At 72.4% G+C, this 25,012-nt stretch carries 19 protein-coding genes; 11 read left to right on the forward strand and 8 right to left on the reverse strand.

The annotated features are described in order from the left end of the window. Positions 1-100 precede the first annotated feature (100 nt). On the reverse strand, positions 101-1,243 hold the full coding sequence (dnaJ, locus tag AB0442_RS26395; protein ID WP_263105448.1) for a molecular chaperone DnaJ: 1,143 nt from the start codon (positions 1,241-1,243) through the stop codon (positions 101-103). A gap of 72 nt (positions 1,244-1,315) precedes the next feature. Beyond that, a complete protein-coding gene (hrcA, locus tag AB0442_RS26400) occupies positions 1,316-2,338 on the reverse strand; it encodes a heat-inducible transcriptional repressor HrcA (RefSeq protein ID WP_344625687.1) in 1,023 nt (340 codons plus the stop codon). A 271-nt stretch (positions 2,339-2,609) separates the two neighbouring features. On the opposite strand from hrcA, the gene htpX reads away from it, so the two are divergent. From htpX to AB0442_RS26415, 3 genes are all read left to right on the forward strand, one after another. Beyond that, the gene (gene htpX, locus AB0442_RS26405) at positions 2,610-3,530 is read left to right on the forward strand and encodes a zinc metalloprotease HtpX (RefSeq protein WP_363540048.1); all 921 of its coding nucleotides are present in this window, start codon (positions 2,610-2,612) and stop codon (positions 3,528-3,530) included. A 20-nt stretch (positions 3,531-3,550) separates the two neighbouring features. After that, the gene (locus tag AB0442_RS26410; protein WP_363540050.1) at positions 3,551-4,141 is read left to right on the forward strand and encodes a hypothetical protein; all 591 of its coding nucleotides are present in this window, start codon (positions 3,551-3,553) and stop codon (positions 4,139-4,141) included. 112 nt (positions 4,142-4,253) lie between these two features. Next, positions 4,254-5,087, forward strand: coding sequence for a DUF3097 domain-containing protein (locus tag AB0442_RS26415; protein ID WP_344625652.1), 834 nt, complete (start codon positions 4,254-4,256; stop codon positions 5,085-5,087). A gap of 43 nt (positions 5,088-5,130) precedes the next feature. Here AB0442_RS26415 and hemW read toward each other — a convergent pair whose 3' ends face one another. Beyond that, complete coding sequence (gene hemW / locus AB0442_RS26420; RefSeq protein ID WP_366165833.1) at positions 5,131-6,360, reverse strand: radical SAM family heme chaperone HemW; 1,230 nt, start codon at positions 6,358-6,360, stop codon at positions 5,131-5,133. A 77-nt stretch (positions 6,361-6,437) separates the two neighbouring features. Then, entirely contained in the window at positions 6,438-8,336 is a 1,899-nt protein-coding gene (locus tag AB0442_RS26425) for an AMP-dependent synthetase/ligase (protein ID WP_366165835.1), read from the reverse strand. Between the two features lie 281 nt (positions 8,337-8,617). Between AB0442_RS26425 and AB0442_RS26430 the strand changes: the two genes are divergently transcribed. The 3 genes from AB0442_RS26430 to AB0442_RS26440 all read left to right on the forward strand — a co-directional run bounded on the left by AB0442_RS26430 (position 8,618) and on the right by AB0442_RS26440 (position 13,365). After that, positions 8,618-10,351, forward strand: coding sequence for an ABC transporter ATP-binding protein (locus AB0442_RS26430; RefSeq protein WP_366165837.1), 1,734 nt, complete (start codon positions 8,618-8,620; stop codon positions 10,349-10,351). Positions 10,352-10,431: 80 nt separating this feature from the next. Continuing rightward, positions 10,432-12,330 (forward strand): ABC transporter ATP-binding protein, encoded by a 1,899-nt coding sequence (locus AB0442_RS26435; protein ID WP_366165878.1) that lies wholly within the window; start codon positions 10,432-10,434, stop codon positions 12,328-12,330. A 156-nt stretch (positions 12,331-12,486) separates the two neighbouring features. Continuing rightward, a complete protein-coding gene (locus AB0442_RS26440) occupies positions 12,487-13,365 on the forward strand; it encodes a sigma-70 family RNA polymerase sigma factor (protein ID WP_366165838.1) in 879 nt (292 codons plus the stop codon). A 110-nt stretch (positions 13,366-13,475) separates the two neighbouring features. Here the strand turns inward: AB0442_RS26440 and lepA are convergent, their stop codons facing one another. Further along, positions 13,476-15,344 (reverse strand): translation elongation factor 4, encoded by a 1,869-nt coding sequence (gene lepA, locus AB0442_RS26445; RefSeq protein WP_363540061.1) that lies wholly within the window; start codon positions 15,342-15,344, stop codon positions 13,476-13,478. A gap of 315 nt (positions 15,345-15,659) precedes the next feature. Here lepA and AB0442_RS26450 point away from each other — a divergent pair, with 315 nt between their 5' ends. From AB0442_RS26450 to AB0442_RS26460, 3 genes are all read left to right on the forward strand, one after another. Beyond that, entirely contained in the window at positions 15,660-15,998 is a 339-nt protein-coding gene (locus AB0442_RS26450; protein ID WP_366165839.1) for an antibiotic biosynthesis monooxygenase, read from the forward strand. A gap of 263 nt (positions 15,999-16,261) precedes the next feature. After that, positions 16,262-16,522, forward strand: a complete 261-nt coding sequence (gene rpsT, locus AB0442_RS26455; RefSeq protein ID WP_030270581.1) for a 30S ribosomal protein S20 — start codon at positions 16,262-16,264, stop codon at positions 16,520-16,522. A 736-nt stretch (positions 16,523-17,258) separates the two neighbouring features. Then, positions 17,259-17,846 carry a hypothetical protein gene (locus tag AB0442_RS26460; RefSeq protein WP_366165840.1) on the forward strand — a complete coding sequence of 196 codons (588 nt, stop codon included), beginning with the start codon at positions 17,259-17,261 and terminating at the stop codon, positions 17,844-17,846. 156 nt (positions 17,847-18,002) lie between these two features. Here the strand turns inward: AB0442_RS26460 and holA are convergent, their stop codons facing one another. Beyond that, the gene (holA, locus tag AB0442_RS26465; RefSeq protein WP_366165841.1) at positions 18,003-18,998 is read right to left on the reverse strand and encodes a DNA polymerase III subunit delta; all 996 of its coding nucleotides are present in this window, start codon (positions 18,996-18,998) and stop codon (positions 18,003-18,005) included. 73 nt (positions 18,999-19,071) lie between these two features. On the opposite strand from holA, the gene AB0442_RS26470 reads away from it, so the two are divergent. Both AB0442_RS26470 and AB0442_RS26475 read left to right on the forward strand, forming a co-directional pair. Beyond that, positions 19,072-19,332, forward strand: coding sequence for a hypothetical protein (locus tag AB0442_RS26470; protein ID WP_344625661.1), 261 nt, complete (start codon positions 19,072-19,074; stop codon positions 19,330-19,332). A 257-nt stretch (positions 19,333-19,589) separates the two neighbouring features. Next, positions 19,590-20,519: a helix-turn-helix transcriptional regulator gene (locus AB0442_RS26475; protein ID WP_366165843.1), complete on the forward strand. Its 930-nt coding sequence runs from the start codon at positions 19,590-19,592 to the stop codon at positions 20,517-20,519. A 132-nt stretch (positions 20,520-20,651) separates the two neighbouring features. Here the strand turns inward: AB0442_RS26475 and AB0442_RS26480 are convergent, their stop codons facing one another. After that, complete coding sequence (locus tag AB0442_RS26480; protein WP_366165845.1) at positions 20,652-23,312, reverse strand: ComEC/Rec2 family competence protein; 2,661 nt, start codon at positions 23,310-23,312, stop codon at positions 20,652-20,654. A gap of 256 nt (positions 23,313-23,568) precedes the next feature. Next, the gene (locus AB0442_RS26485; RefSeq protein WP_366165846.1) at positions 23,569-24,327 is read right to left on the reverse strand and encodes a ComEA family DNA-binding protein; all 759 of its coding nucleotides are present in this window, start codon (positions 24,325-24,327) and stop codon (positions 23,569-23,571) included. Positions 24,328-25,012: the final 685 nt, after the last annotated feature.

The following is a 25,012-nucleotide window of genomic DNA, read 5'->3' on the forward strand; positions in this document are numbered from 1 at the left end:
CGTGCAGCGGGATCGACTGCCCGGACTGGGTGCCGGGCCGGATGTCGACCTCCTCCAGCCCGTCGAGGGTCTGCAGCGGCACCTTGGTGGCCGGCGTTGGTCAGCGACCGTTGAAGGCGTCCTTGAGGCGGGAGAAGAGGCCCTGCTGGCCCGGTGCGAACTGGCCGGACGGGCGCTCCTCGCCGCGCAGCATGGAGAGCCGCCGCAGCAGCTCCTCCTGCTCCGGGTCGAGCTTGGTCGGCGTCTGCACCTCGACGTGCACTATCAGGTCGCCCCGGCCGCCGCCGCGCAGGTGCGTGATGCCCCGGCCGTGCAGCGGGATCGACTGCCCGGACTGGGTGCCGGGCCGGATGTCGACCTCCTCCAGCCCGTCGAGGGTCTGCAGCGGCACCTGGGTGCCGAGCGCGGCGGCCGTCATCGGGATGGTGACGGTGCAGTGCAGGTCGTCGCCGCGGCGCTGGAACACCGCGTGGCTGGTCTCGGCGATCTCGACGTACAGGTCGCCGGCCGGGCCGCCGCCGGGGCCGACCTCGCCCTCGCCGGCCAGCTGGATCCGGGTGCCGTTGTCGACACCGGCGGGGATCTTGACGGTGAGGTTGCGGCGGGCGCGGACGCGGCCGTCGCCGGCGCACTCCGGGCACGGGGTCGGCACGACGGTGCCGAAGCCCTGGCACTGCGGGCAGGGGCGGGAGGTCATGACCTGGCCGAGGAAGGACCGGGTGACCTGGGAGACCTCGCCCTTGCCGCGGCACATGTCGCAGGTCTGCGCGGAGGTGCCCGGTGCGGCGCCCTCGCCGGAGCAGGTGGTGCAGGTGACGGCGGTGTCGACCTGGAGTTCCTTGGTGGTGCCGAAGGCGGCCTCCTCCAGGGTGATCTCCAGGCGGATCATGGCGTCCTGGCCGCGGCGGGTCCGCGAGCGGGGGCCGCGCTGGCCGCCGGCGGCGCCGAAGAAGGCGTCCATGATGTCGGAGAAGCCGAAGCCCGCGGCGCCGAAGCCGCCCGCCCCGGCGCCACCGCCGCCGTTCGGCGACAGCGGGTCGCCGCCGAGGTCGTAGACCTGCCGCTTGGCGGGGTCGGAGAGGACCTCGTACGCGGCGTTGATCTCCTTGAACCGCTCCTGGGTCTTCGGGTCCGGGTTGACGTCCGGGTGCAGTTCGCGTGCGAGGCGCCGGAACGCCTTCTTGATCTCGTCCTGCCCCGCATCCCGTCGGACGCCGAGTACCGCGTAGTAGTCCGTGGCCACCAAATGCTCCGCTTGTTCCGCTTCTGGAAGTGCTTGCGTCCGACCGGCTGCGCCGCCTGGCGCAGCACGCTGTTACGACTCGGCCAGGATCTGACCCACGTACCGTGCCACCGCTCGCACCGCCCCCATTGTGCCCGGGTAATCCATCCGGGTCGGACCGATCACACCCAGCTTTGCCACGCTCTGGTCGCCCGAACCGTAACCGACGGAGACCACGGACGTGGAATTGAGGCCCTCGTAGTCGATCTCGCGGCCGATCCGGACGGTCATCCCGGACTCCGCGGTCTCACCCAGCAGGCGCAGCAGCACCACCTGCTCCTCCAGCGCCTCCAGCACCGGCTGGATGGTCAGCGGGAAGTCGTGCCCGAAGCGGGTCAGGTTGGCCGTGCCGGCCAGCATGATGCGCTCCTCGTTCTGCTCGGCGAGGGTCTCGAAGAGCGTGGCGAGGACGGTGGAGACGACCGGCCGGTCGCCCTGCTCGAAGGCGTTCGGCAGGTCCTCCAGCGCCGCGGGGACGTCCGGCAGCCGGCGGCCGGACGCGTTGGCGTTGAGCTTGGCCCGCAGGTCCGCCAGGACGGTCTCGCCGACGGGGCCGGGGCAGTCGACGATGCGCTGCTCCACCCGACCGGTGTTGGTGATCAGGACGAGCATCACCTTCGCGGGTGCCAGCGCGACCAGTTCGATGTGCCGCACGGTGGAGCGGGTCAGCGACGGGTACTGCACCACGGCGACCTGCCGGGTGAGCTGGGCGAGCAGCCGGACGGTGCGGGCGACGACGTCGTCCAGGTCGACGGCGCCCTCGAGGAAGTGCCGGATCGCGCGCCGCTCGGGCGCGGTCATCGGCTTGACCTCGGCCAGCCGGTCGACGAACAGGCGGTAGCCCTTGTCGGTGGGGATGCGGCCGGCGCTGGTGTGCGGCTGGTGGATGAAGCCGTCCTCCTCCAGCGCCGCCATGTCGTTGCGGACCGTCGCCGGCGAGACGCCGAGGTTGTGCCGCTCGACGAGTGCCTTGGACCCGACCGGCTCCTCGGTGCCCACGTAGTCCTGGACGATCGCCCGGAGCACGGCGAGCCTGCGCTCGTCGAGCGGGCGCACGCCAGCACGCGTGTCGATGAGACGCTCGTCCCTGCGCTCGTTGGCCACGGGGCACGCACCTCCGTCTTCGCCCGTTGGACCTGGTGACCGATCCGACCCTTGGCACTCCGGAAGGCAGAGTGCCAGATTCGTACCTGCCAGTGTAAGGCCCACCCCCGACGGCAGGAACGGGCCTCCCGCGTGATCCTCGACCGATCTCGGGGCCGCGGGCAGTGCCCGGCGCGCCGGTGAGTGGCAGCATCGAAGGCAGCGAGCTACCGAAGGAGCAGCGATGTCGTCGTCACGGCAGCACTCCCGCTTCGCGCCGGACCGCGGCCTCACCGGCCGGATGGTCACGACGATGTTCCTCATCGGCCTGGTCTACGTGGGGTTCACCGGGCTGCTGATCGTCATACTGCGCGGCGCCTGGCCGCTCGTCCTGCTGCTGTCGGGCGGGCTGTTCGTCGTGCAGTTCTGGTTCAGCGACAAGATCACCGAGAAGGCGATGGGCGCCCACGAGGCGTCCCCCGAGGAGTACCCGCAGCTGCACGGCACGATCGACCGGCTGTGCGCGCTGGCCGACATGCCGAAGCCGCGGGTCGCGGTCGCCCGCAACGACATGCCGAACGCCTTCGCCACCGGCCGCAAACCGGAGAAGGCCGTGGTCTGCGTGACCACCGGCCTGCTGCGCCGGCTGGAGCCGGAGGAGCTGGAGGGCGTCCTCGCGCACGAGCTCTCGCACGTGGCGCACCGGGACGTGGCGGTGATGACGGTGGCAGGCTTCCTCGGCGTGCTGGCCGGCGTGACCACCCGGATCGCCCTGTACGGCGGATTCCTCGGCAACAACCGCAACAGCAACGACCCGAACACGGCGATCGCCCTGGTGATCGTCCCGCTGGTGAGCATGGTGGTGTACGCGCTGAGCTTCCTGCTGACCCGCATGCTGTCGCGCTACCGGGAGCTGGCGGCGGACCGCTCGGCGGCCCAGCTGACCGGCCGGCCGAGCGCGCTGGCCTCGGCGCTGACGAAGGTGACCGGGCAGATCGCCGCGATCCCGACGGAGGACCTGCGCAAGGCCCAGCCGTACAACGCCTTCTACTTCGCCCCGGCGCTGAGCGCCCGGGAGGCCGCGACCCAGCTCTTCTCCACCCACCCCTCGCTGGAGAAGCGGCTGGAGCAGCTGGCCCGGATCTCCGCCGAGCTCGGCCGCTGACGGCCGGAGAGGACCGCACCGTGGGATTCCTGGACGCGCTGCTGGGCCGGAGCAAGCCGGTGAAGCCGGACCTGGACCAGCTGTTCGGCATCCCGTCGGCCGCGCTGACCCTGGAGGCGGCGGCCGGGTTCCGGCCGACCGGGCTCGGCTCGGTCTGCTTCGCGGCCGTCGAGGGCGGCGCCTTCGAGGAGGTGAAGCAGCAGGTCCGGGCCCTGCTGGACGCCGACACCGACCGGGGCGGCGTCCCGGTGGAGGGCTCCCGGGACGGCTACGGGTACTCCTGGCTGCTCGCCCGGCACACCCCGGACGAGCTGCCGGACCTGGTGAACGACCTGCACGCGGTCAACAGCGAGCTGGAGGCGCACGGCTTCGGCCCGCAACTGCTGTGCTCGCTGGTGGGCTTCCGCGACGCGGAGGGCCGCTCGCTGGCACTGGTCTACCTCTACAAGCGGGGCACCTTCTACCCGTTCGCACCGATGCCGGGCGGCGGCGAGAAGCGCAACAGCCCGCTGGAACTGCAGGTCAAGGCGATGCTCGGGAACGACCTGCGACTGGAGTCGGACCTCTCCCGCTGGTTCCCGGTCTGGGGCGCCCCGGGCCTCACCGACTGAGGCCCACGGCTCCTCCACCGCGTGCGGGGGCTCTCGGGGGCGCGGGGGCGGGCCCGGCACGCCTTGCGCCGGACGGGGGATGACCGGGTGTCGGGCTCGTAGACTCCCGTCCATGCGCAGCAGGCAGTACGGCCCCGATCTGACCCCGCCGTGGAAGCGGCAGCAGCCGGCTCCGGAGGTGCCCGCCGAGCGGGACCTGGTGGTGGAGGAGGCGGCGACCGGCTTCTGCGGGGCGGTGGTGCGCTGCGAGAAGACCGCGGAGGGCCTGACGGTCACCCTGGAGGACCGGTTCGGCAAGCACCGGGTGTTCCCGATGGTGCCGCGCGGCTTCCTGCTGGAGGGCCGCGTGGTGACCCTGGTGCGGCCCTCCGCGCCGGCGCCCGCCGCCGGGCCGCGGCTGACCGCCTCCGGGTCGATCGCCGTGCCGGGGGCACGCGCCCGGGTCGCCCGGGAGTCGCGGATCTACGTGGAGGGGCGGCACGACGCGGAGCTGGTCGAACGGGTCTGGGGCGACGACCTGCGGATCGAGGGCGTCGTCGTGGAGTACCTGCAGGGCGTCGACGACCTGCCGGCGATCGTGGCGGAGTTCGCCCCGGGTCCGGGCCGGCGGCTCGGCGTCCTGGTCGACCACCTGCTGCCGGGCACCAAGGAGCACCGGATCGCCGAGCGGGTCTCCGGCGACGCGGTGCTGGTGGTGGGCCACCCGTACGTCGACGTCTGGCAGGCCGTGAAGCCCGCCGCGGTGGGCATCGGGGCGTGGCCGCAGGTGCCGCGCGGCGAGGTGTGGAAGGAGGGCGTCTGCCGCCGGCTGGGCTGGCCGGTGGACCCGCCCGCGGCTTGGCGCCGCATCCTCGCCTCGGTCGACTCCTACCGCGACCTCGACCCCGCCCTGCTCGGCCGCGTCGAAGAACTGATCGACTTCGTGACGGCGACGGAGACCCCGTAGGGGCGCGTGGGGTACCTCCACGCGCCCTACGCGGTCAGCCCTTCTAGTCGACGAGGTCGCGGACGACGGCGTCGGCCAGCAGGCGTCCCCGCAGGGTCAGGGCGGCCCGGCCGGCGGCGTGTGCGTCGGGGTCGAGCAGGCCCTCCTCCAGGGCGCGCAGGGCGGCCTTGCGGCCGTCCTCGGTGAGCAGGTCGAGCGGGCAGCCGTCGACCAGGCGCAGTTCCAGCAGGACGCGCTCCACCCGGCGGTCCTCCTCGGCGAGCACTTCCCGGCCGAGGGCGGGGGTGCGGCCCTCGGCGAGGGCCTGGGCGTAGGCGGCGGGGTGCTTGGCGTTCCACCAGCGGACGCCGCCGACGTGGCTGTGGGCGCCGGGCCCGGCGCCCCACCAGTCGGCGCCGGTCCAGTAGAGCTCGTTGTGCCGGCAGCGGCCCTCGGGGGTGGTGGCCCAGTTGGAGACCTCGTACCAGGAGTAGCCGGCCCGGCCGAGGGCGTCCTCGGCGATGAGGTAGCGGTCGGCGTGCACGTCGTCGTCGATCATCGGGAGTTCGCCGCGGCGGACGCGGGCGGCGAGCCGGGTGCCCTCCTCGACGATCAGGGAGTAGGCGGAGACGTGGTCGGGGCCGGCGCCGATCGCGGCGTCGAGCGAGGCCCGCCAGTCGTCGTCGGACTCGCCGGGGGTGCCGTAGATGAGGTCGAGGTTGACGTGGTCGAAGCCGGCCTCGCGGGCCTCGGCGACGCAGGCCTCGGGGCGGCCGGGGGTGTGGTGGCGGTCGAGCACCTGCAGGACGTGCTTGCGGGCGCTCTGCATGCCGAAGGAGATCCGGTTGTAGCCGCCCTCGCGCAGCTCGGCCAGGTACGCGGGGCCGACGGACTCCGGGTTGGCCTCGGTGGTGACCTCGGCGTCCGGGGCGAGCCCGAACTCCTCGCGGAGCGCGGCGAGCATCCGCACCAGGTCGCGGGCGGGCAGCAGGGTGGGGGTGCCGCCGCCGAGGAAGACGGTCCGCACGGGCAGGTCGGCGTCGCCGAGGACCTTCCGGGCGAGCCGGATCTCGGCGATCACGTTGTCGGCGTACGTCTCCTGCGAGGCGACCGCGCCGGAGGAGCGCAGTTCGGTGGCGGTGTAGGTGTTGAAGTCGCAGTAGCCGCAGCGGCTGGCGCAGTACGGCACGTGCAGGTAGAAGCCGAACGGCCGGGTGCCGAGCCCGGTGAGGGCGTGGGCGGGCAGCGAGCCGTCGGACGGCACCGGTTCGCCGTCGGGGAGTGCGGAGGGCATGACCCCATTGTCCCGTACGGCTCGGGTTGCCCCGGAGCCGTACGGGACGGCGGACGTCACACCTGGTGCGGGTCCGGTCAGGCCTCGTTGGATCCGGCGTACATCTCGGTGATGGCGTCGGCGTACTCGCGCTCGACCACCGGCCGCTTGATCTTGAGGCTGGGGGTCAGCTCGCCGTGCTCGATGTCCAGGTCGCGCGGCAGCAGGGTGAACTTCTTGATCGTCTGCCAGCGCTGCAGCTCGCCGTTGAGGCGGGTCACGAAGCCCTCGATGAGCCGCTGGGTCTCCGGTGCGGCGACCACCTCGGCGTAGCCCTTGCCGGCCAGGCCGTGCTCGGCGGCCCACGGCATGAGCACGGTCTCGTCCAGGCCGATCAGCGCGGTGCAGAAGTTCCGCTGGTTGCCGATGACCAGGATGTTGCTGACGAACGGGCAGATGGCCTTGAACTTGCCCTCGACCTCGCTGGGGGCGACGTACTTGCCGCCGGAGGTCTTGAACATGTCCTTCTTGCGGTCGGTGATCCGCAGGTAGCCGTCCTTGTCGAGCTCGCCGATGTCGCCGGTGTGGAACCAGCCGTCCGGCTCCAGCACCTCGGCGGTCTGCTCGGGCAGCTGGTGGTAGCCGCGCATGACGCCGGGGCCGCGGAGCAGGATCTCGCCGTCCTCGGCGATCCGGACCTCGGTGCCGGGCAGCGGCAGGCCGACCGTGCCGACGCGCGTCGCGCCGTCGCGGTTGACGGTGGAGCCGGCGGAGGTCTCCGTCAGGCCGTAGCCCTCCAGGATCGGCACACCGGCGCCCATGAAGAAGAAGCCGATCTCGGGGGCGAGCGCGGCGCTGCCGGAGACCGAGCCGCGCATCCGGCCGCCGAACGCGGCGCGGATCTTGGCGTAGACCAGCTTGTCGGCGATCTTGTGCTGGAGGTCCAGCGCGAACGGCGCGGTGGCCCGGCCGGTGGCGATCTGGTTGGCCTGGGTGGTGCGGGCGTGGTCGCGGGCGACCTTGGCGGCCCACTGGAAGATCTTGTACTTGGCGCCGCCCTCGGCCCGGGCCTTGCCCGCGATGCCGTTGTAGACCTTCTCGAAGATGCGCGGGGCGGAGGCCATCAGGGTCGGGCGGATCACCGGCAGGTTGTGGATGATCCGGTCCACCCGGCCGTCCACGGCCATCACGTGGCCGGTGGCGATCTGGCCGGAGATCAGCGTCTTGCCGAAGACGTGCGACAGCGGCAGCCACATGAACTGCACGTCGTCGGCGCGCAGCAGCCCGCTCTCCTCCTGGGCCAGGCCCTCGTAGGACCAGCAGTCGTGCACCAGGCGCACGCCCTTGGGGCGGCCGGTGGTGCCGGAGGTGTAGATGAGGGTGGCGAGCTGCTCGGGCTCCAGCGCGTCGACGGCCTTGTCGACCGCGTCGGGATGGTCGACGAGGTACGCGGCGCCGCGCTCCTCCAGCTCCGCCAGGGTGATCACGGTCAGCCCGGCCGTCTCCGGCTCACCGGCGGGGGCGTCGAAGAGGATCACCGTTTCGAGGGCCGGCAGCTCGGCCTTCCGCTCGACCGCCTTGGTGAGCTGCTTCTCGTTCTCGGCGAACATCGCCCGGCTGGCCGAGTTGGCGAGGATGAACGCCGTTTCGTCCGCATTGGTGCTGGGGTACACGGTGGTGGTGGCAGCGCCGGCGCACATGTTCCCGAGGTCCGCGATGATCCACTCGACCCGGGTGGTCGAGGAGACCGCCACGCGGTCCTCCGCCTCGATACCGAGCGACATCAGGCCCGCCGCGACCGCTCTGACCCGCTCCGCGGTCTGCGCCCAGGTCAGCGAGCGCCACTGCTCGGCACCGGGCGCGCCGTCGGCGGCATGCTCGTCGACCGGCACGGGGTACCGGTAGGCCTCACCGTCGGGCGTGGCCCTTACCCTGCTGAGGAAGAGATGGGCCACGGAGGGCGGACGCCGCTCGATCATGGACTGCACGGAACTCAACGAGGACCTCCGGGGGGCGGGTGGCCGAGGGTGAGGGACGGGCGGCCGTGGGGGCAGCCTGGCCCGGCCCGCCTTGTTAACCAGCAAGTAACAAGAACCAGGCAGCAGCCTAGGGCGTGATCGGCCGTTCCGTAAGGGGGTCCGGACAGCTGGCACACCGTCGGAGCTGCAGTGCAGGAGGGTCCGCCCCGGCGACTGGGGCGGTCCTAGCACGAAATACCCAGTCGCGAGTAGACCTAAATGAGGATGCGCGCATCCGCGTCGAGGACGAGAGTGTCACGGTGCTGATCAGACTGTTGCGGGCCCACCTGGGGCCCTACCGCCAACCGATCCTGCTGCTGGTCCTCCTCCAGCTCGTCTCCACCATCGGTGCCCTGTACCTGCCCACGCTGAACGCCGACATCATCGACAACGGCGTGATCAAGGGCGACACCGGCTACATCCTGCAGATCGGCGGCGTGATGATCGCCGTCTCGCTCGCCCAGGCGGTCTGCTCGATCTGCGCCGTCTACTTCGGCGCCCGGACGGCGATGGGCATCGGCCGGGACATCCGCGCCACCGTCTTCGACCGGGTCCAGGGCTTCTCCTCCCGCGAGCTCGGCCAGTTCGGCGCCCCCTCGCTGATCACCCGCACCACCAACGACGTCCAGCAGATCCAGATGCTGGTGCTGATGGCGTTCACCCTGATGGTGGCCGCGCCCATCATGTGCGTCGGCGGCATCGTCATGGCGCTCAACCAGGACGTCCCGCTCTCCGCGCTGCTGCTCGCCGTCGTCCCGCTGCTCGGCATCGTGGTCGTCCTGCTGGTCCGCAAGCTGCGCCCGCAGTTCCGCGGCATGCAGCAGCGCATCGACGGCGTCAACCGCATACTGCGCGAGCAGATCACCGGCATCCGGGTGATCCGGGCGTTCGTCAAGGACGGCCACGAGCAGGAGCGGTTCGGCGGCGCCAACCAGGACCTCGCCGACGTGTCGCTGCGCGTCGGCCGCCTGATGGCCTTCATGTTCCCCGCCGTGATGTCCGTGGTGAACATCTCCAGCGTCGCCGTGCTCTGGTTCGGCGCCCACCGGATCGACAGCGGCGGGATGCAGATCGGCGCGCTGACGGCCTTCCTCTCCTACCTCATGCAGATCCTCATGAGCGTCATGATGGCCACCTTCATGTTCATGATGGTGCCGCGCGCCGAGGTCTGCGCCGAGCGCATCCAGGAGGTCCTCACCACCGAGTCGAGCATCGTGGCCCCCACCGCCCCGGTGACCGAGCTCGACGGCCGCGGCCGGCTGGAACTGCGCGACGTCGAGTTCCGCTACCCCGGCGCCGAGGCGCCCGTCCTGCGCGGCATCGACATCCTCGCCCGCCCCGGCGAGACCACCGCGATCATCGGCTCCACCGGCTCCGGCAAGTCCACCCTGCTCGGCCTCGTCCCCCGGCTCATCGACGCCACCGGCGGCCAGGTCCTGGTCAACGGCGTGGACGTCCGGGAGATCGACCCGTCCCGGCTGTCCGAGGTCATCGGCGTGGTCCCGCAGAAGCCCTACCTCTTCTCCGGCACCGTCGCCTCCAACCTCCGCTACGGCCGGCCCGAGGCCACCGACGACGAACTCTGGGAGGCACTGGCCACCGCCCAGGCCAAGGAGTTCGTCGAGAAGTTCCCGGAGGGCCTGGACGCCCCGATCTCCCAGGGCGGCTCCAACGTCTCCGGCGGCCAGCGGCAGCGCCTGGCGATCGCCCGCGCGCTCGTCCGCAAGCCGGAGATCTACCTCTTCGACGACTCCTTCTCGGCCCTCGACTACGCCACCGACGCCAAGCTGCGCCGGGCCCTGGCCAGCGAGACCTCCGACGCCACGGTCGTCATCGTCGCCCAGCGGGTCTCCACCATCCGCGACGCGGACCGGATCATCGTGCTCGACGAGGGCGCCGTCGTCGGCAGTGGCACCCACCGGGAGCTGATGGCCGACAACCCGACCTACCGGGAGATCGTCCTCTCCCAGCTCACCGAACAGGAGGCGGCGTGACCACCCCCGGCCAGAAGCCCCAGCGCAGCGCCTCGCAGGAGGCCGCCGCCCGGCGCGGCCCTGCCGGACCCGGCCGCTTCATGGGCGGCCAGGGCGCCGAGAAGTCCATGGACTTCAAGGGCTCCGGCCGGCGAGTGCTCGGCCTGCTCCGCCCGGAACGCCCGCTGCTGTACGGCGTCCTCGCGCTCGGCGCCGTCAGCATCGGCTGCGCGGTCGCCGGCCCGTACGTCCTCGGCCACGCCACCGACCTGATCTTCGCCGGCGTGGTCGGCGCCCAGGCCCCGGCCGGTGCCACCAAGCAGCAGGTGCTGGAGGGGCTCCGGGCGAAGGGCGAGGGCGGCATCGCCGACATGCTCTCCACCGTGCCGTTCACCCCCGGCCAGGGCATGGACTTCGACGCCATCGGCACCGTGCTGCTCTGGGTGCTGGCGATCTACGTGGCCTCCGCCGTCTTCGGCATCGTCCAGGGCAGGCTCGCCACCACCGCCATCCAGCGGACGGTCTTCCGGCTGCGCGCCGACGTCGAGGCGAAGATCGCCCGGCTGCCGCTCAGCTACTTCGACCGCCAGCCCCGCGGCGAGGTGCTCAGCCGGGTCACCAACGACATCGACAACATCGGCCAGTCCATGCAGCAGACCATGGGCCAGGTGGTGAACTCCCTGCTCACCATCGTCGGCGTGCTGGGCATGATGTTCTGGATCTCCCCGCTGCTGGCCGTGATCGCACTGATCTCGGTGCCGCTGTCGGTCGTCGTCGCCGCCCGGGTCGGCAAGCGGGCGCAGCCCCAGTTCGTCGCCCAGTGGAAGACGACCGGTGCGCTCAACGCCCACATCGAGGAGATGTACACCGGCCACACCCTGGTGAAGACCTTCGGCCGCCAGAAGGAGGCCGCGGAGGTCTTCGCCCGCGAGAACGAGGCGCTGTACGACTCCGCCTTCCGGGCCCAGTTCATCTCCGGCATCATCCAGCCGGCCATGATGCTGATCGGCAACCTCAACTACGTGCTGGTCGCGGTGGTCGGCGGTCTGCGGGTGGCGAGCGGCGCGCTCTCCATCGGCGACGTGCAGGCCTTCATCCAGTACTCCCGGCAGTTCAGCCAGCCGCTCACCCAGGTCGCCTCGATGGCGAACCTGGTGCAGTCCGGCGTGGCCTCCGCGGAGCGGGTCTTCGAACTGCTCGACGCCCCCGAGCAGACCCCGGAGCCGGCCATGCCGGAGCGCCCCGCGGAGCTGGCCGGGCGGGTCGCCTTCGAGGACGTCGCCTTCAGCTACGAGCCGGAGAAGCCCCTCATCGAGAGCCTGTCGCTGAAGGTCGAGCCCGGCCAGACCGTCGCCATCGTCGGCCCGACCGGCGCGGGCAAGACCACCCTGGTCAACCTGCTGATGCGGTTCTACGAGGTCAGCGGCGGCCGGATCACCCTGGACGGGGTCGACATCGCCGCGATGTCCCGTGAGGAGCTGCGCTCCGGCATCGGCATGGTGCTCCAGGACACCTGGCTGTTCGGCGGCACCATCGCCGACAACATCGCGTACGGCGCCGCGGGCGCCACCCGCGAGCAGGTGGTGGAGGCCGCGAAGGCCGCCCACGTCGACCGCTTCGTCCGCACCCTGCCGGACGGCTACGACACCGTGATCGACGACGAGGGCACCGGCGTCAGCACGGGCGAGAAGCAGTTGATCACCATCGCCCGGGCGTTCCTCGCCCAGCCCTCCATCCTGGTGCTGGACGAGGCGACCAGCTCGGTCGACACCCGCACCGAGGTGCTCATCCAGAAGGCCATGGCGCGGCTGCGCACCGGCCGCACCAGCTTCGTGATCGCGCACCGGCTCTCCACCATCCGGGACGCCGACGTGATCCTGGTGATGGAGAACGGCTCGATCGTCGAGCAGGGCTCGCACGACGGGCTGATCGCGGCGGAGGGCGCGTACGCGCGGCTCTACCAGGCGCAGTTCGCCGAGGCGGTGGCCGAGGTCGACTGAGCCGGGCCGCCGCGACGGCGTGCCGGGCGTCGGGGGAGGTCCGGGAACACCGGGCCTCCCCCGAGGCGTGTCCGGGCCGGTGTTGTGGGGCAGGTCATGGCCGTGGGTGCGGCGGACGTCCGTCCCGCCCGGGCAAGATCGCGCTAGCGTGGCCGGGTGACCGACACCGATGCGGCGCTCGCCGACCCGTTCGAGACCTACCGGCGCTACCTGGGCGCCGTCGCCTACCGGCTCCTCGGTTCGGTGGCCGACGCCGAGGACGTGCTGCAGGAGGCGTGGCTGCGCTGGCGGTCCGCCGACCGCGCCGCGGTGGCCGAACCCCGCGCCTTCCTCACCACCGTGGTCACCCGGCTCTGCTACGACCAGCTCGGCTCGGCCCGGGTGCGCCGCGAGGAGTACTACGGCGAGTGGCTGCCCGAGCCGTTGGTCGCCGACGAGAGCTCCCCCGCCGACCTCGCCGAGCTCGGCGAGTCGGTGTCGATGGCGGTGCTCACCGTGATGGAGCAGCTCACCCCGGCCGAACGAGCGGCCTTCGTCCTGCACGACGTCTTCTCGATCGGCTTCGACGAGATCGCCGCCACCCTGGAGCGCAGCCCTCAGGCCGCCCGCCAGCTCGCCTCCCGGGCGCGGCGGCGGGTGAAGGACGGCAGCCGCCGGAGCACCGTCGACCCGGCCGAGCACCGGCAGGCGGTGAGCGCCTTCGCCGCGGCCACGGCCGGCGGCGACCTCCGGGCGCTGCTGGCGGTGCTCGACCCGGACGTCGTCTGGCACTCGGACGGCGGCGGCGTGGTCAGCGCGGGCGTGCGGCCGATCGTCGGCGCCGACCGGGTCTCCCGGCTGGTGGTCGGCCTGGTGGCGAAGTTCATGAGCGCCGAGGCGACGGTCTCCTTCGCCCGGGTCAACGGCGAACCTGGCCTGGTGATCCACTCCTCGCCGGGCGTGGTGGCCGGCGTGATCGCCTTCACCGTCGCGGACGGCCGGATCACCGAGGCGTACGTGGTGGTGAACCCGGAGAAGCTCACGCACGTGAAGTGAGACGCACGTGAAGCCAGACGCACGTGAAGTGAGCGCGCCCCCTGCGCGGAGAACGGCGGAGGCCGCCACCCGGTTCGCCCGGGCGGCGGCCTCCGCCGTACGCGGTACCGCTACTTCTTCTCCTTGGGGGCTTCCGCATCGGTGGACAGCGCGGCGATGAAGGCCTCCTGGGGGACCTCCACCCGGCCGACCATCTTCATGCGCTTCTTGCCCTCCTTCTGCTTCTCCAGCAGCTTCCGCTTGCGGGAGATGTCACCGCCGTAGCACTTCGCGAGGACGTCCTTGCGGATCGCGCGGACGGTCTCGCGGGCGATGACCCGGGAGCCGATGGCGGCCTGGATCGGCACCTCGAACTGCTGGCGGGGGATCAGCTTCTGCAGCTTGCCCGCCATCATGACGCCGTAGTTGTAGGCCTTGTCCTTGTGCACGATCGCGGAGAAGGCGTCCACCGCGTCGCCGTGCAGCAGGATGTCGACCTTCACCAGGTTGGCCGACTGCTCGCCGATGGGCTCGTAGTCGAGCGAGGCGTAGCCACGGGTCTTGGACTTCAGCTGGTCGAAGAAGTCGAAGACGATCTCCGCGAGCGGCAGGGTGTAGCGCAGCTCGACGCGGTCCTCGGAGAGGTAGTCCATGCCCTGGAGGCTGCCGCGGCGGGACTGGCAGAGCTCCATGATCGCGCCGACGAACTCGTTGGGCGCCAGGATGGTGCCGCGCACGACCGGCTCGAACACCTCGGCGATCTTGCCGGTGGGGAACTCGCTCGGGTTGGTGACGGTGTGCTCGCTGCCGTCCTCCATGATCACGCGGTAGATCACGTTGGGGGCGGTGGAGATCAGGTCGAGGTTGAACTCGCGCTCCAGGCGCTCCCGGATGATCTCCAGGTGCAGCAGGCCGAGGAAGCCGCAGCGGTAGCCGAAGCCGAGCGCCACCGAGGTCTCCGGCTCGTAGACGAGCGCGGCGTCGTTGAGGCGCAGCTTGTCGAGGGCGTCGCGCAGCAGCGGGTAGTCCGAGCCGTCCAGCGGGTAGAGGCCGGAGAACACCATCGGGCGCGGGTCCTTGTAGCCGCCGAGCGGCACGGTGGCACCCTTGTGCATGGAGGTGATCGTGTCACCCACCTTGGACTGCCGGACGTCCTTCACACCGGTGATGATGTAGCCCACCTCGCCGACGCCGAGGCCGTCGGCGACCTTCGGCTCGGGCGAGATGACGCCGATCTCCAGCAGCTCGTGGGTGGCGCCGGTGGACATCATCGCGATGCGCTCGCGCTTGGTCAGCTGGCCGTCGACCACACGGACGTAGGTGACCACGCCGCGGTAGGAGTCGTAGACCGAGTCGAAGATCATCGCTCGGGCCGGGGCGTCCTTGACGCCGACCGGGGCCGGGATGTTGTCGACGATGTGGTCCAGCAGGTCCTCGACGCCGAGGCCGGTCTTGGCGCTGACCTTGAGCACGTCCTCCGGGTCGCAGCCGATGATGTGCGCGATCTCCGCCGCGTACTTCTCGGGCTGGGCGGCCGGCAGGTCGATCTTGTTGAGGACCGGGATGATCGTGAGGTCGTTCTCCAGCGCCAGGTAGAGGTTGGCGAGGGTCTGCGCCTCGATGCCCTGGGCCGCGTCGACCACCAGGATGGTGCCCTCGCAGGCCGCCAGGGAGCGGGACACCTCGTACGTGAAGTCCACGTGGCCCGGGGTGTCGATCATGTTGAGGATGTGCGTGGTGCCCGCGTTCGCGCCGGTCTTCGGCGCCCACGGGAGGCGGACGGCCTGCGACTTGATGGTGATGCCGCGCTCGCGCTCGATGTCCATGCGGTCGAGGTACTGGGCGCGCATCTGCCGCGGGTCGACAACACCGGTGATCTGCAGCATCCGGTCGGCGAGGGTCGACTTGCCGTGGTCGATGTGGGCGATGATGCAGAAGTTGCGGATCACCGCCGGGTCGGTCCGGCTGGGCTCTGGCACATTGCTGGGGGTCGCGGGCACCTTGGTCCGATTCTCCGTGTGGTCCGGGGGCCGGGGTGTCCAGGTCATCGCTGACCGGCTTCCCGGGGACCGGACGGTCTCGTCCGATCGATAATGGCTCTCCCTATCCTCCCACGAGCCCGAGCCGCCGTGGCGGCGAGCCGGTCGGGGATGGGTCGGAGACGGGTCGGAGACGGGTCGGGGGCGGTCCGCGGGCCGGTCGGAGGTGCGACCGGGGGCGGTCCGCGGGCCCTTCGGCGGGGGTGGGTCGGGTGCGGGGCCGCACCCGGGTGCGGCGTTCCCCGAGGGCGCGGGGATCCGGAAGGATGGCCGTCCATGATCCTCGAAAGCGCGCTGCTGAACGTCCGGCCCGGCGAGGAGGAGGCCTTCCTCGCGGCCTTCGCCGAGGCCCGGCCGCTGATCGCCGTCCAGCGCGGCTTCCGTTCGCTGGAGCTGCGTCGCTGCCTGGACGAGGGCGGCACCTCGCGCTTCCTGCTGCAGGTGGAGTGGGAGATGCTCGCCGACCACACCGAGGGTTTCCGCGGCTCCGCCGAGTACCTGCGGTGGCGGGAGCTGCTGCACCACTTCTACGAGCCGTTCCCCGTGGTGGAGCACTACGGGGAGCCGGTGCTGACGGCAGGACCGGCCGGGCCAGTCGGGCCGTCGGACCGGTGACGGGACGCGGCCTCCTCATGAGCGGCCCCCTCCGGCGGGGCGGGGGCCCGCGGCCGGGACGGGGCTCCCCCGCTGCGGGTTCCAAGGGGCACCCTCAGGTGGGGAGCCCGGTGGGGCATCCGGCGGGGCGTCCGGTTTGGGGACGGCCGACCGCCCCTGGTAGCGTGGGGCGCTGCACCTGGTTTCGGCATGCCCTCTCAGCTGGTCCGAAGCCGCTCCGGTGCAACCCGTCGAGACCGTTCCACACAGACTGAGGCTCATTCGTGGCGAACATCAAGTCCCAGATCAAGCGCAACAAGACCAACGAGAAGGCGCGCCTGCGCAACAAGGCCGTCAAGTCCTCGCTGAAGACCGCGATCCGCAAGGCCCGTGAGGCCGCTGCCGCCGGCGAGAACGAGAAGGCCACCGTGCTGGCCCGCGAGGCCGCCAAGGCCCTCGACAAGGCCGCCAGCAAGGGCGTCATCCACAAGAACCAGGCCGCCAACAAGAAGTCGGCGATCACCAAGCTGGTCAACGCCGCCTGATTGTCGCGGACACCCCACCGCCTCGGGCGGTGACGGCCCCACCCCGGGCCCGCCCCGGAGGTCGGCGAGATCGTGGCCCTCTACCCGCACCGTCGACCACCCCTCTCGGAACGCACCGGCCCTCTACCCGGAGCCCCGAGACGCACGACTCCGTACCGCACGCGGCCTGCGTTCGCCACGCGGGTGCGGTACACACAGCTCCACCGAGGCGCCGGTCCACCGGCACCTCACAGATTGCCCGTCCGGTACCCACCGGGCGGGCAATCTGCTTTTGCACCACCAGGCCGGCACCGCAGGGACGTCGAGCGCAGGGACCTCGACCGCAGGGGACGTCGGGCGTCGATCACCGAACATCGACGGAAACGGCACGCGGTGCGGCCGAACGGCAACTCTCTGTCACGACCTGCTGGCCGGTATGGTTCGGTCCTACCATCTCGCCGGACGGCCACTGGGGGCTCCGATGTCGACACCACCGCCGCCACCGCACACCGGGGCCTCCCGCGCCACCGGGCCCGGCCCGTACGGACCCGGCCCCTACAGCGGCTTCGGCGGTGCAGTCGGCACGGCAGCGCCGGGCGGGGTGGCGGCACCGGGCGGAGCCGTCGGGCCGGGCGGCATGCGCGGAGCCGGCGCGGCGACCGCCACCGGCGGGGCCGCTCCCGGGGGTTCCGGCTCGGGGCGTCCGAACGGTGGCGGCGCGCGAAGAGGGTTGCTGTGGGGGGTGGGCGGCGTCCTGGTGGCGTCCGCCGTGTGGGCCACCGCCGTGCTGACGGTGCCCTCGCTGGTGGCCACCGGACGCAAGGCGCCGGGTCCGGGCCCGTACCACCTGGTCAGCGACATCTGCACGACGGCCAAGCTGACCTCGTTCGAGCAGCTCTACCCCTCGCAGTACGGCAAGCCGTACCACTACGCGACCCGGCATCCCGCCCTCGACGACATGTACTGCAGCCAGTACCTCAAGAAGACCGGTGCGGACACCGACTACGTCTCCCTGTACGTCGAGGCGCAGTTGCACAAGGCGGTCGACCCCGAGCCCGAGTTCGAGGCGCAGCGGTCGGGCCTGCAGCAGCGGAAGTACCAGATCACCTCGGTCCCCGATCTCGGGCAGGAGGCCTACCTCGGCTACCTGGACGACCCGAGCAGTTCGGACTCCGGCTGGCACTACATCACCCATGTGCTGTACGTCAGGGATCGCGGCCTGACGTACTACCTGAGCTGGTCGGGGTCGTTCCAGGAAGGCAAGACGACGGTGCCGGACCGGGAGCAGATCCGGCAGGCGCTGGTGGTCGACAGCCGGGCGGTGCTGCGGGCACTCGGCGGTTGAGGCGGCAGCCGGGCAGCGTCGCGGGTCGGCCGTGTGAGGGTCGGCCGGGCCACTGTCGGCCGTGCCACCGTCGGCGGTGGCACCCGTGGCGGTGCCACCCGTGGCAGTCCGCTGCCGACGGGCAACCCGCAGGTGTTTGGCAGTAGCGGGTGACCGTCAGTACTGGCGGGCGCCGGATCGGGCCGCGCGGGCCACGGCGACCACAGCGCGTTCCAGGGCGTAGGCGGGATCGTCGCCACCGCCCTTGACGGCAGCATCCGCCTCGGCGACGGCGGTCAGGGCGGCGGCGACGCCGTCGCCCGTCCACCCACGCATCTGCTGGCGGACGCGGTCGACCTTCCACGGCGGCATGCCGAGCTCGCGGGCGAGGTCGGCGGGGCGCATCGACCGGCCTGCGGAGGCCAGTCGGCCGATGCTCCGAACGCCGGAGGCCAGCGCGTAGGTGATGCCGGTGGGCGGCTGCCCCACGGCCAGGGCCCAGCGGAGCCGTTCCAACGCCTCCGCCGCGCGGCCGGTCACCGCGAGGTCGGCCACCTCGAAGCCGGTGGCCTCGGCCCGGCCGCTGTAGTAGCGGGCGACCGCGGCCTCGTCGATCGTCCCCTCGATGTCGGCCGTGAGCTGACTGCACGCGGCCGCCAGCTCGCGCAGGTCGCTGCCGAGTGCGTCCAGCAGCGCCTGGCAGGTCTCCGGGGCCGCCGCACGGCCGAGCCGGCGGAACTCGTTGCGGATGAAGGCGAGTTTGTCGCCGTTCTTGGTCAGCTTGGCGCACTGCACCTCGCGGCCGCCGGCCTTCTTCGCCGCGTCCAGCAGTCCCCTGCCCTTGGCGCCGCCCGCGTGGACGAGAACCATGATCACCTCGTCGGCGGGCGATTCGATGTACGCCTTGACCTCCTTCACCGAGTCGGCGGAGAGGTCCTGGGCGGCCCGGACGACGATGACCTTGCGTTCGGCGAAGAGCGAGGGCGTGGTCAGCTCGGCGAGACTGCCCGGCTGCAGGGCGCCCGGCGCGAGGTCCCGGACGTCGGTGTCGGGGTCCGCCGCCTTCGCGGCGGCCACCACCTCGGCCACGGCGCGGTCGAGCAGCAGCTCCTCCTGGCCGACCGCGAGGGTCAGCGGGGCGAGCAGGTCGTCGGGTGCACTCTTCCTGGCCATCGCGTACCAGGATCGCACGGTGCGGTGACACCCCCGGACCGTACGCCCCTGCGGGCGGTTGCAGAATGGTGCGGTGATCAAGAACCGTGCCCGCCAACTGCTCGTCCTACCCGACCGCGACGCCGCCGACGAGGCCCGCGAGGACCTCGTCGCCCGCTGCCCCGACCTCGACGATCCGGAGCTCGTCCGGGACGCGCTCGCCGGCGAGGACGACGCCGAGGACGCCCAGTGGCTGCTGGTGTTCGAGGCCCCCGAGGACGGCTGGACCCCCGCCCTGCTCGCCGAACTCGACGCCGTCGCGGATGCCCAGGACGGCTGGCGCGAGGAGGACTGAGGCCACGCACCGGGTGGACCCCTCGGGGCAGTGGGCCGGCGGATCGGCGGTGGTCGGCCCGGCTCGCCGATGGGGTTCGGGGCAAGGCCGGGTGCGGTGGGTGCAGCGGCGGGGGGCTCGACGTCCGGCTGTGAGGCCGGGGCTGCGGGACGCGGTGGCTGCCGGGTCGCACGATCCGCGGCATTCACCTCCGGCAGGGAAGGGTGGTATCGGCAGACCCTGGCTACCCGCCCTCCGGCCACAGCATCATGGGGATCATGGAGATGGACCGTCGTGAGCTCGCAGACTTCCTCCGCCGCTCCCGCGAGCGGCTGAGCCCACAGGACGTCGGGCTGCCCGCCGGCTCGCGCCGCCGTACGCCGGGCCTGCGCCGTGAGGAGGTCGTGCAACTCGCCGGCATGTCGGCCGACTACTACACGCGCCTGGAACAGGCCCGCGGCCCGCAGCCGTCCGTCCAGATGCTCGCCGCGCTCGCCCGGGCCCTGCGGCTGTCGGAGGACGAGCGGGACCACCTGCACCTGCTGGCGGGGCATCGGCCACCGGCCGGGCGACAGGCCGGGGAGCACGTCCGCCCCGCGCTGCTCCACCTGCTGGACCAGCTGAAGGAGACACCGGCTCAGATCGTCAGCGACCTCGGCGATCTGCTCGCCCAGAACGCCATGGCCACCGCGCTCTTCGGCAGTGTCTGCTCGCTCCGCGAGGACGACCGCAACGTGGTCTGGCGCTGGTTCACCGACCCGACGGTGCGCCAGGCGTACCCGGAGGAGGAACGCGACCACTGGAGCCGGGTGCACGTCGCCGACCTGCGGGCCGCGGTGGCCCGGCGGTCGCGGGATGCCGCGGCCGAGGCACTGGTGGCTCGGATCGCGGCAGCGAGCGAGGAGTTCGCCCGGCTGTGGGAGCTGCACGAGGTGGCTGTGCGTCGGACCAGCCGGATGTGCGTGGTGCACCCGGCGATAGGCCCGATCAGTCTGGACTGCGAGGCGCTGCTGACGCCGACCGAGGACCAGCGGCTGCTGCTGTTCACCCCGGCACCCGGCACCACGGCGGCCGGATGCCTGGAACTGCTCCGTGTGGTCGGCACCGAACGCTTCGACACCAACGCCGACGGGGCCGGCAGGGCGGGCGGAACCGGTGGAGCGGCCGGGGCCGGTGGAACGGCCACGGAGCACAACGAAGTCCGGTGACGTCGCGGGCGGGAGTCCCCGGGAGCCGTCCGGTGACGGCTCCCGGGGAACAGTCGTACGGGGAACGGTCCTGCGGGGAACGGTTGCCCGGGGAACGGCCGTCCGGGTGGTGGTGCGGTGGGTCATGCCGGCTCAGCTCCGGTGGTGGTGCGGGTGGGTGGCCATCCGGAGGTGCCGATGGCCGCCGAGGACTGCGATGTCTCCGGCCCGATCGGTCCGCAGCACCGTGGCTCCCAGTGCGCTCAGCCGATCGACGGTGCGCGGGGCGGGGTGCCCGTACGGGTTGTCGTGGCCGCAGGAGATGAGTGCCAACGTCGGGTGCAAGGCACCGGTGAGGTCCCAGTCCTGGTTGGCGGAGCCGTGGTGGGCCACCTTGAGGACGTCGACCCGGCCCGGTGGGCCGCGCTGCATCAGTGCCGCCTGGGCCGGTGGTTCGAGGTCGCCGAGCAGGGCCAGCCGCAGCTGGTCCCCGGGCGGCCCCACGGTGGCGAGGAGTGCGACGCTGGCGTTGTTGGCTCCGGGAGTGGAAGGTCCGAGGGAGTCGTCGGGCCACAGGACGTCCCAGGCGAGGTCCGGTCCCGCAGCGCGGTGCTCCCCACGGCGGGCCTGCAGGAGGGGGATGCCCGCCGCGGAGGCCCATCCCAGCACGCGGGCCTGCTCACCGGGTGGCGTGCCCAGCAGGGTCACCTGGAGCGCGGCGACCGTACGCCCGTGCAGCACGCCGGGCACCCCCTCGACGTGGTCGGCGTGGAAGTGAGTGAGGATCAGCAAGGCGATCCGGGAGATCCCGAGCTCTCGGAGGCAGTTGTCGGCGGCTTCCGGGTCCGGCCCGGTGTCCACGACCACGGCGGTGTCGGAGGCGAGCGGGAGCACGGCCATGTCGCCCTGACCGACGTCGCACATGGCCAGGCGCCACCCGGCCGGCGGCCAGCCGGTGGCGATCCGGGTGACGGTCGGCGGTCGCAGCAGAACGGCCGCGAGGGCCAGGACGACTCCGGCCGCCAGGGCGGTCCGGACCTTGCGGGAGGCGGCGCGGCGGGCCGACAGCAACGGGGGTACACCCCAGCACAGGGCCATCGTGGTGGCCGCCAGGAGCAGTGCCCCCGTCAGGCCGTCGGGCCAGTCCAGCAGCGCACCGGGCACTGCGGCGCCCTGTCGGGCGACCGCAGCCAGCCACCCGGTGGGGACGGCCGCGAGGTCCGCGAGCACGCGGGCCGCATCCGGAGCGAACGGCTCGGCTGCGAGCGCCGCGAAGCCGAGCAGGGTGGCCGGGGCCACTGCGGCCTCGCCGAGCAGGTTGCAGGGGACGGCCACGAGGCTGACCCGCGGGGCGAGCAGGATGGCGACCGGGGCGCACAGGGCCTGGGCGGCTGCGGTGGCGCCGGTCGCGGTGGCAAGGAACGTCGGCCAGCCCCTTCGGCACAACGCTTCCGTCCAACGCGGCCCGAGCGTGAGGAGACCTGCAGTGGCCAGGGTGGAGAGCAGGAAGCCGTAGGAGCGGGCGAGGTAGGGATCGAGGAGCACCAGGAGCAGGACCGCCCCGGCGAGGGCCGGCACGCCTTGGCGGGGACGGCCGGTGGCGAGGGCGAGCAGTCCGAGGAGCCCGGTGGCGGCCGCCCTGAGAACGCTCGGCTCGGGACGGCAGACGGTCACGAAGACGAGGGTCAGTCCCGTGCCCACCAGCGCGGTAGTCCGGATGGACAGGCCGAACAGACCGGCCAGACCGCCGCGGCTGCCCTCGTCCTCCTTGCGGGACGCTCCGAGCAGGACGGTGAGGAGGATCGCCAGATTTCCCCCGCTGACCGCGGTCAGGTGCCCGAGGTCGGTGGTACGGAACGCCTCGCGCAGGTCGTCGGGAAGGCGCGAGGTGTCGCCCACCACCAGCCCCGGCAGGAGGCCCCGGATGTCGGGCGACAGGTGGTCGGTTGCCTCACGGAGGCCCGAGCGCAGCTCCGCCGCGAGCTGCTGGGATCGGCCGGGTGGGGCCAACAGACGCGGCGGCCCCAGCGCCACCAGGCGAGCTGCCGAGTCGTGATCGCGCTCGCCGGGGGCGGTCGCACGGACTCCGGCCGCAACCCTGGTCGAGGGAACGAGCCCGCGCCAAGCAGCGATGTCCTGTGCCCGGACGAGCACGGTGACCGGTGTGTGCACGGCTATGGCGGAGCGGCCGGGGTCCATGGGGAACCGTACGCGGTCCACCACTGCGTCGAAGGTCAGTACGGCCTGCCCCGGCGTGGTGCCGTGCACCCGCCCCGTTCGTGGCGTCGGGTCACCGGCGACGGTGAGGTCCACCGACAGCTCGACAGGGGAAGTTCCCTTGGCCTCGGCGGTGTGGGCGCTGGACTCCGGCGAGCCGGGGATGGTCGGCGGGCCCGAGCCTACCGCGGTGACGGCTGCCGTGGCAGCCGCCTTCGGCGAGGCCGCGGTGCCGGGTGCGGCTCCGGCTCTGGCTCCGGTGTCGGGTGCGGCTGGGCCGGCCGGCGTGCTGGCGCCGCCCGACGAGACTGCGGTCTGCTCGGTTGACGGCTTCGACGGGGCGGCGGCTTGCACGGTCAAGGACGGTCGCACGAGATCGGGGATCGGGCCGCGGTGGAGGTCGGCGGTGTGCAGGACGGTGGTCAGCGTGGCCGCTGCTGCTGACAGCAGGACGGCTGCGGTCGACGGAGCGACTCGGCGGGTGCCGTCTGCGGCTCGCTGCCGGAGCAGGAACAGGGCTGCTCCGGCAGCGACCACCGCTGTGACGACGAGCGGCGGGTGGTGGACCGGATCCACCGCGAGTACGGCGGAGGTCACAGCCCAGGCGGTGAGCGCGGGCAGTAGTAGCCGCAGATCTGCCGGCCGCCGACTCGGACCCGCCGGCTCACGGGGACCGGTGGCGAGTGAGTGTGTCCGGTCCGGCGGGGCGGCCGTCGGGGCGAAGGTGGCAGTGATCGCCGTGCCTCCTTTCAGAGCGGGCGGTCTTCTCGGTGCAGGGGTGAGCCGCGCGAGGACCCGGTACGGCCGGTGAGGACGACACGAACCGGCCTGTTCCGATCCGGAAGAGCTGCTGTCAGAGCGTCAGCAGGCCCTTGATGTCGTCGAACTTGCGCTGGCCGATGCCAGGCACCTGACGGAGCTGGTCGACCGAGCGGAACGGACCGTGCGTCTGGCGGTACTGCAGGATCCGCTGGACGAGCGTCGGCCCGACACCGGGCAGGGTGTCCAGCTGCTCGGCGGTCGCCCGGTTGAGGCTGACCAGTCCGCCCGTGGTGACGCCGGGCGCCCCCTGACCGGTCGGTACACCGACCAGGATCTGCTCGCCGTCGCTGAGCACCCGGGCGAGGTTGAGGGAGTCGGTCTCGGTACCGGGGAGGGCTCCTCCTGCTGCCCGAAGGGCGTCGGCGACGCGGGAGCCGGTCGGCAGGGTTCGAAGGCCCGGATGCTGGACCTTGCCCGCCACGTCCACCACCACGGTGGGCGCCGGCGCTCCGGGCTGGGCCGTCGTCCCGGCCGCTGTGGGGTGCGGGCCTCCCGTGGCGGGCGCAGCGCTGCCGCTCACGGTGGGGACGGCGACCGGCTCGGGGCGACTCAGCCAGAAGTGCTGGACGGCGTAGCCGACTGCGAGCAGGAGCAGTGCCGCGAGGCCCAGCGCGGCCCTGCGGTCCAGCATCAGCCCGGCCGGCAGGGAGAAGGCGAGCCGCCGGGCCGAGGGCGACTTCGGGAGGTCGGGTGGGACGGTGGACGGGCCGGCCGCGGCGCCGAAGGGCGAGGAGGTCTCCGGCGGCGGCAGCCCTGCGTTCGGGGCGGAGAGGGGCGGCCCGTCCCGCACGGACCGGCGGCGGGGCGATCGTCCGGGGCCCGAGGGCGCGTCGGAGCCGAACCTGCGGACGGTGAACCGGTGCCCGCGCGGCGGCCGGTCACCCCGGAGACCGGACGCCGCCGCCACGGGCGGTGACGCGGTGCTCGCAGCACCTGCGGTACGCGCGGCGCCCGGTACCGCATGCCCACCCGGTGCGGAAGGTCCGCCTTGTACGGTCCGCCCGGCCGGTGCCGCCGACCCGGCCGGGGACCTGGACGGGGCGGAGTCGGCGCCGTCTCCGGGACCACCTCCCGCGGCTCCGCCATGTGTGCCGGCCGGGGCACGAGTCGGTTTGCTGCCGCGCAGGGCTGCGGAAAACAGGGCGGCGAGTCGCCGCCGGACGGTTTCGGCCGTCTCTCGGCGCCGTGCTGCGCCGCGGGTCGTGTGCTTCATGCGAGGACGGTACGAATGCCCGCGGTCCGCGATGCACACCTCGCCGCCGGTCTGTGGACAACTCGGGGGTGTGGACAACTCCCTTCCCTCACAAGGATGAAAAGGAGGAGGCCGGGAACCTGCCGGGCGGCTTCGTTCGTCAGCCGGGTCGGAGCCGCCACGCAGCGGAGCCACGAGGGGCACAGCCGTACCGCCGGCGGGAACAGCAGCAGGGACGGCGGGGTGGCCGGGGCAGCGAGGACGGGACGGCGGTAAGGGCGGG

Source organism: Kitasatospora sp. NPDC085895, from assembly GCF_040702125.1.
In the GTDB taxonomy this organism is placed as follows: Bacteria; Actinomycetota; Actinomycetes; order Streptomycetales; family Streptomycetaceae; genus Kitasatospora; species Kitasatospora arboriphila.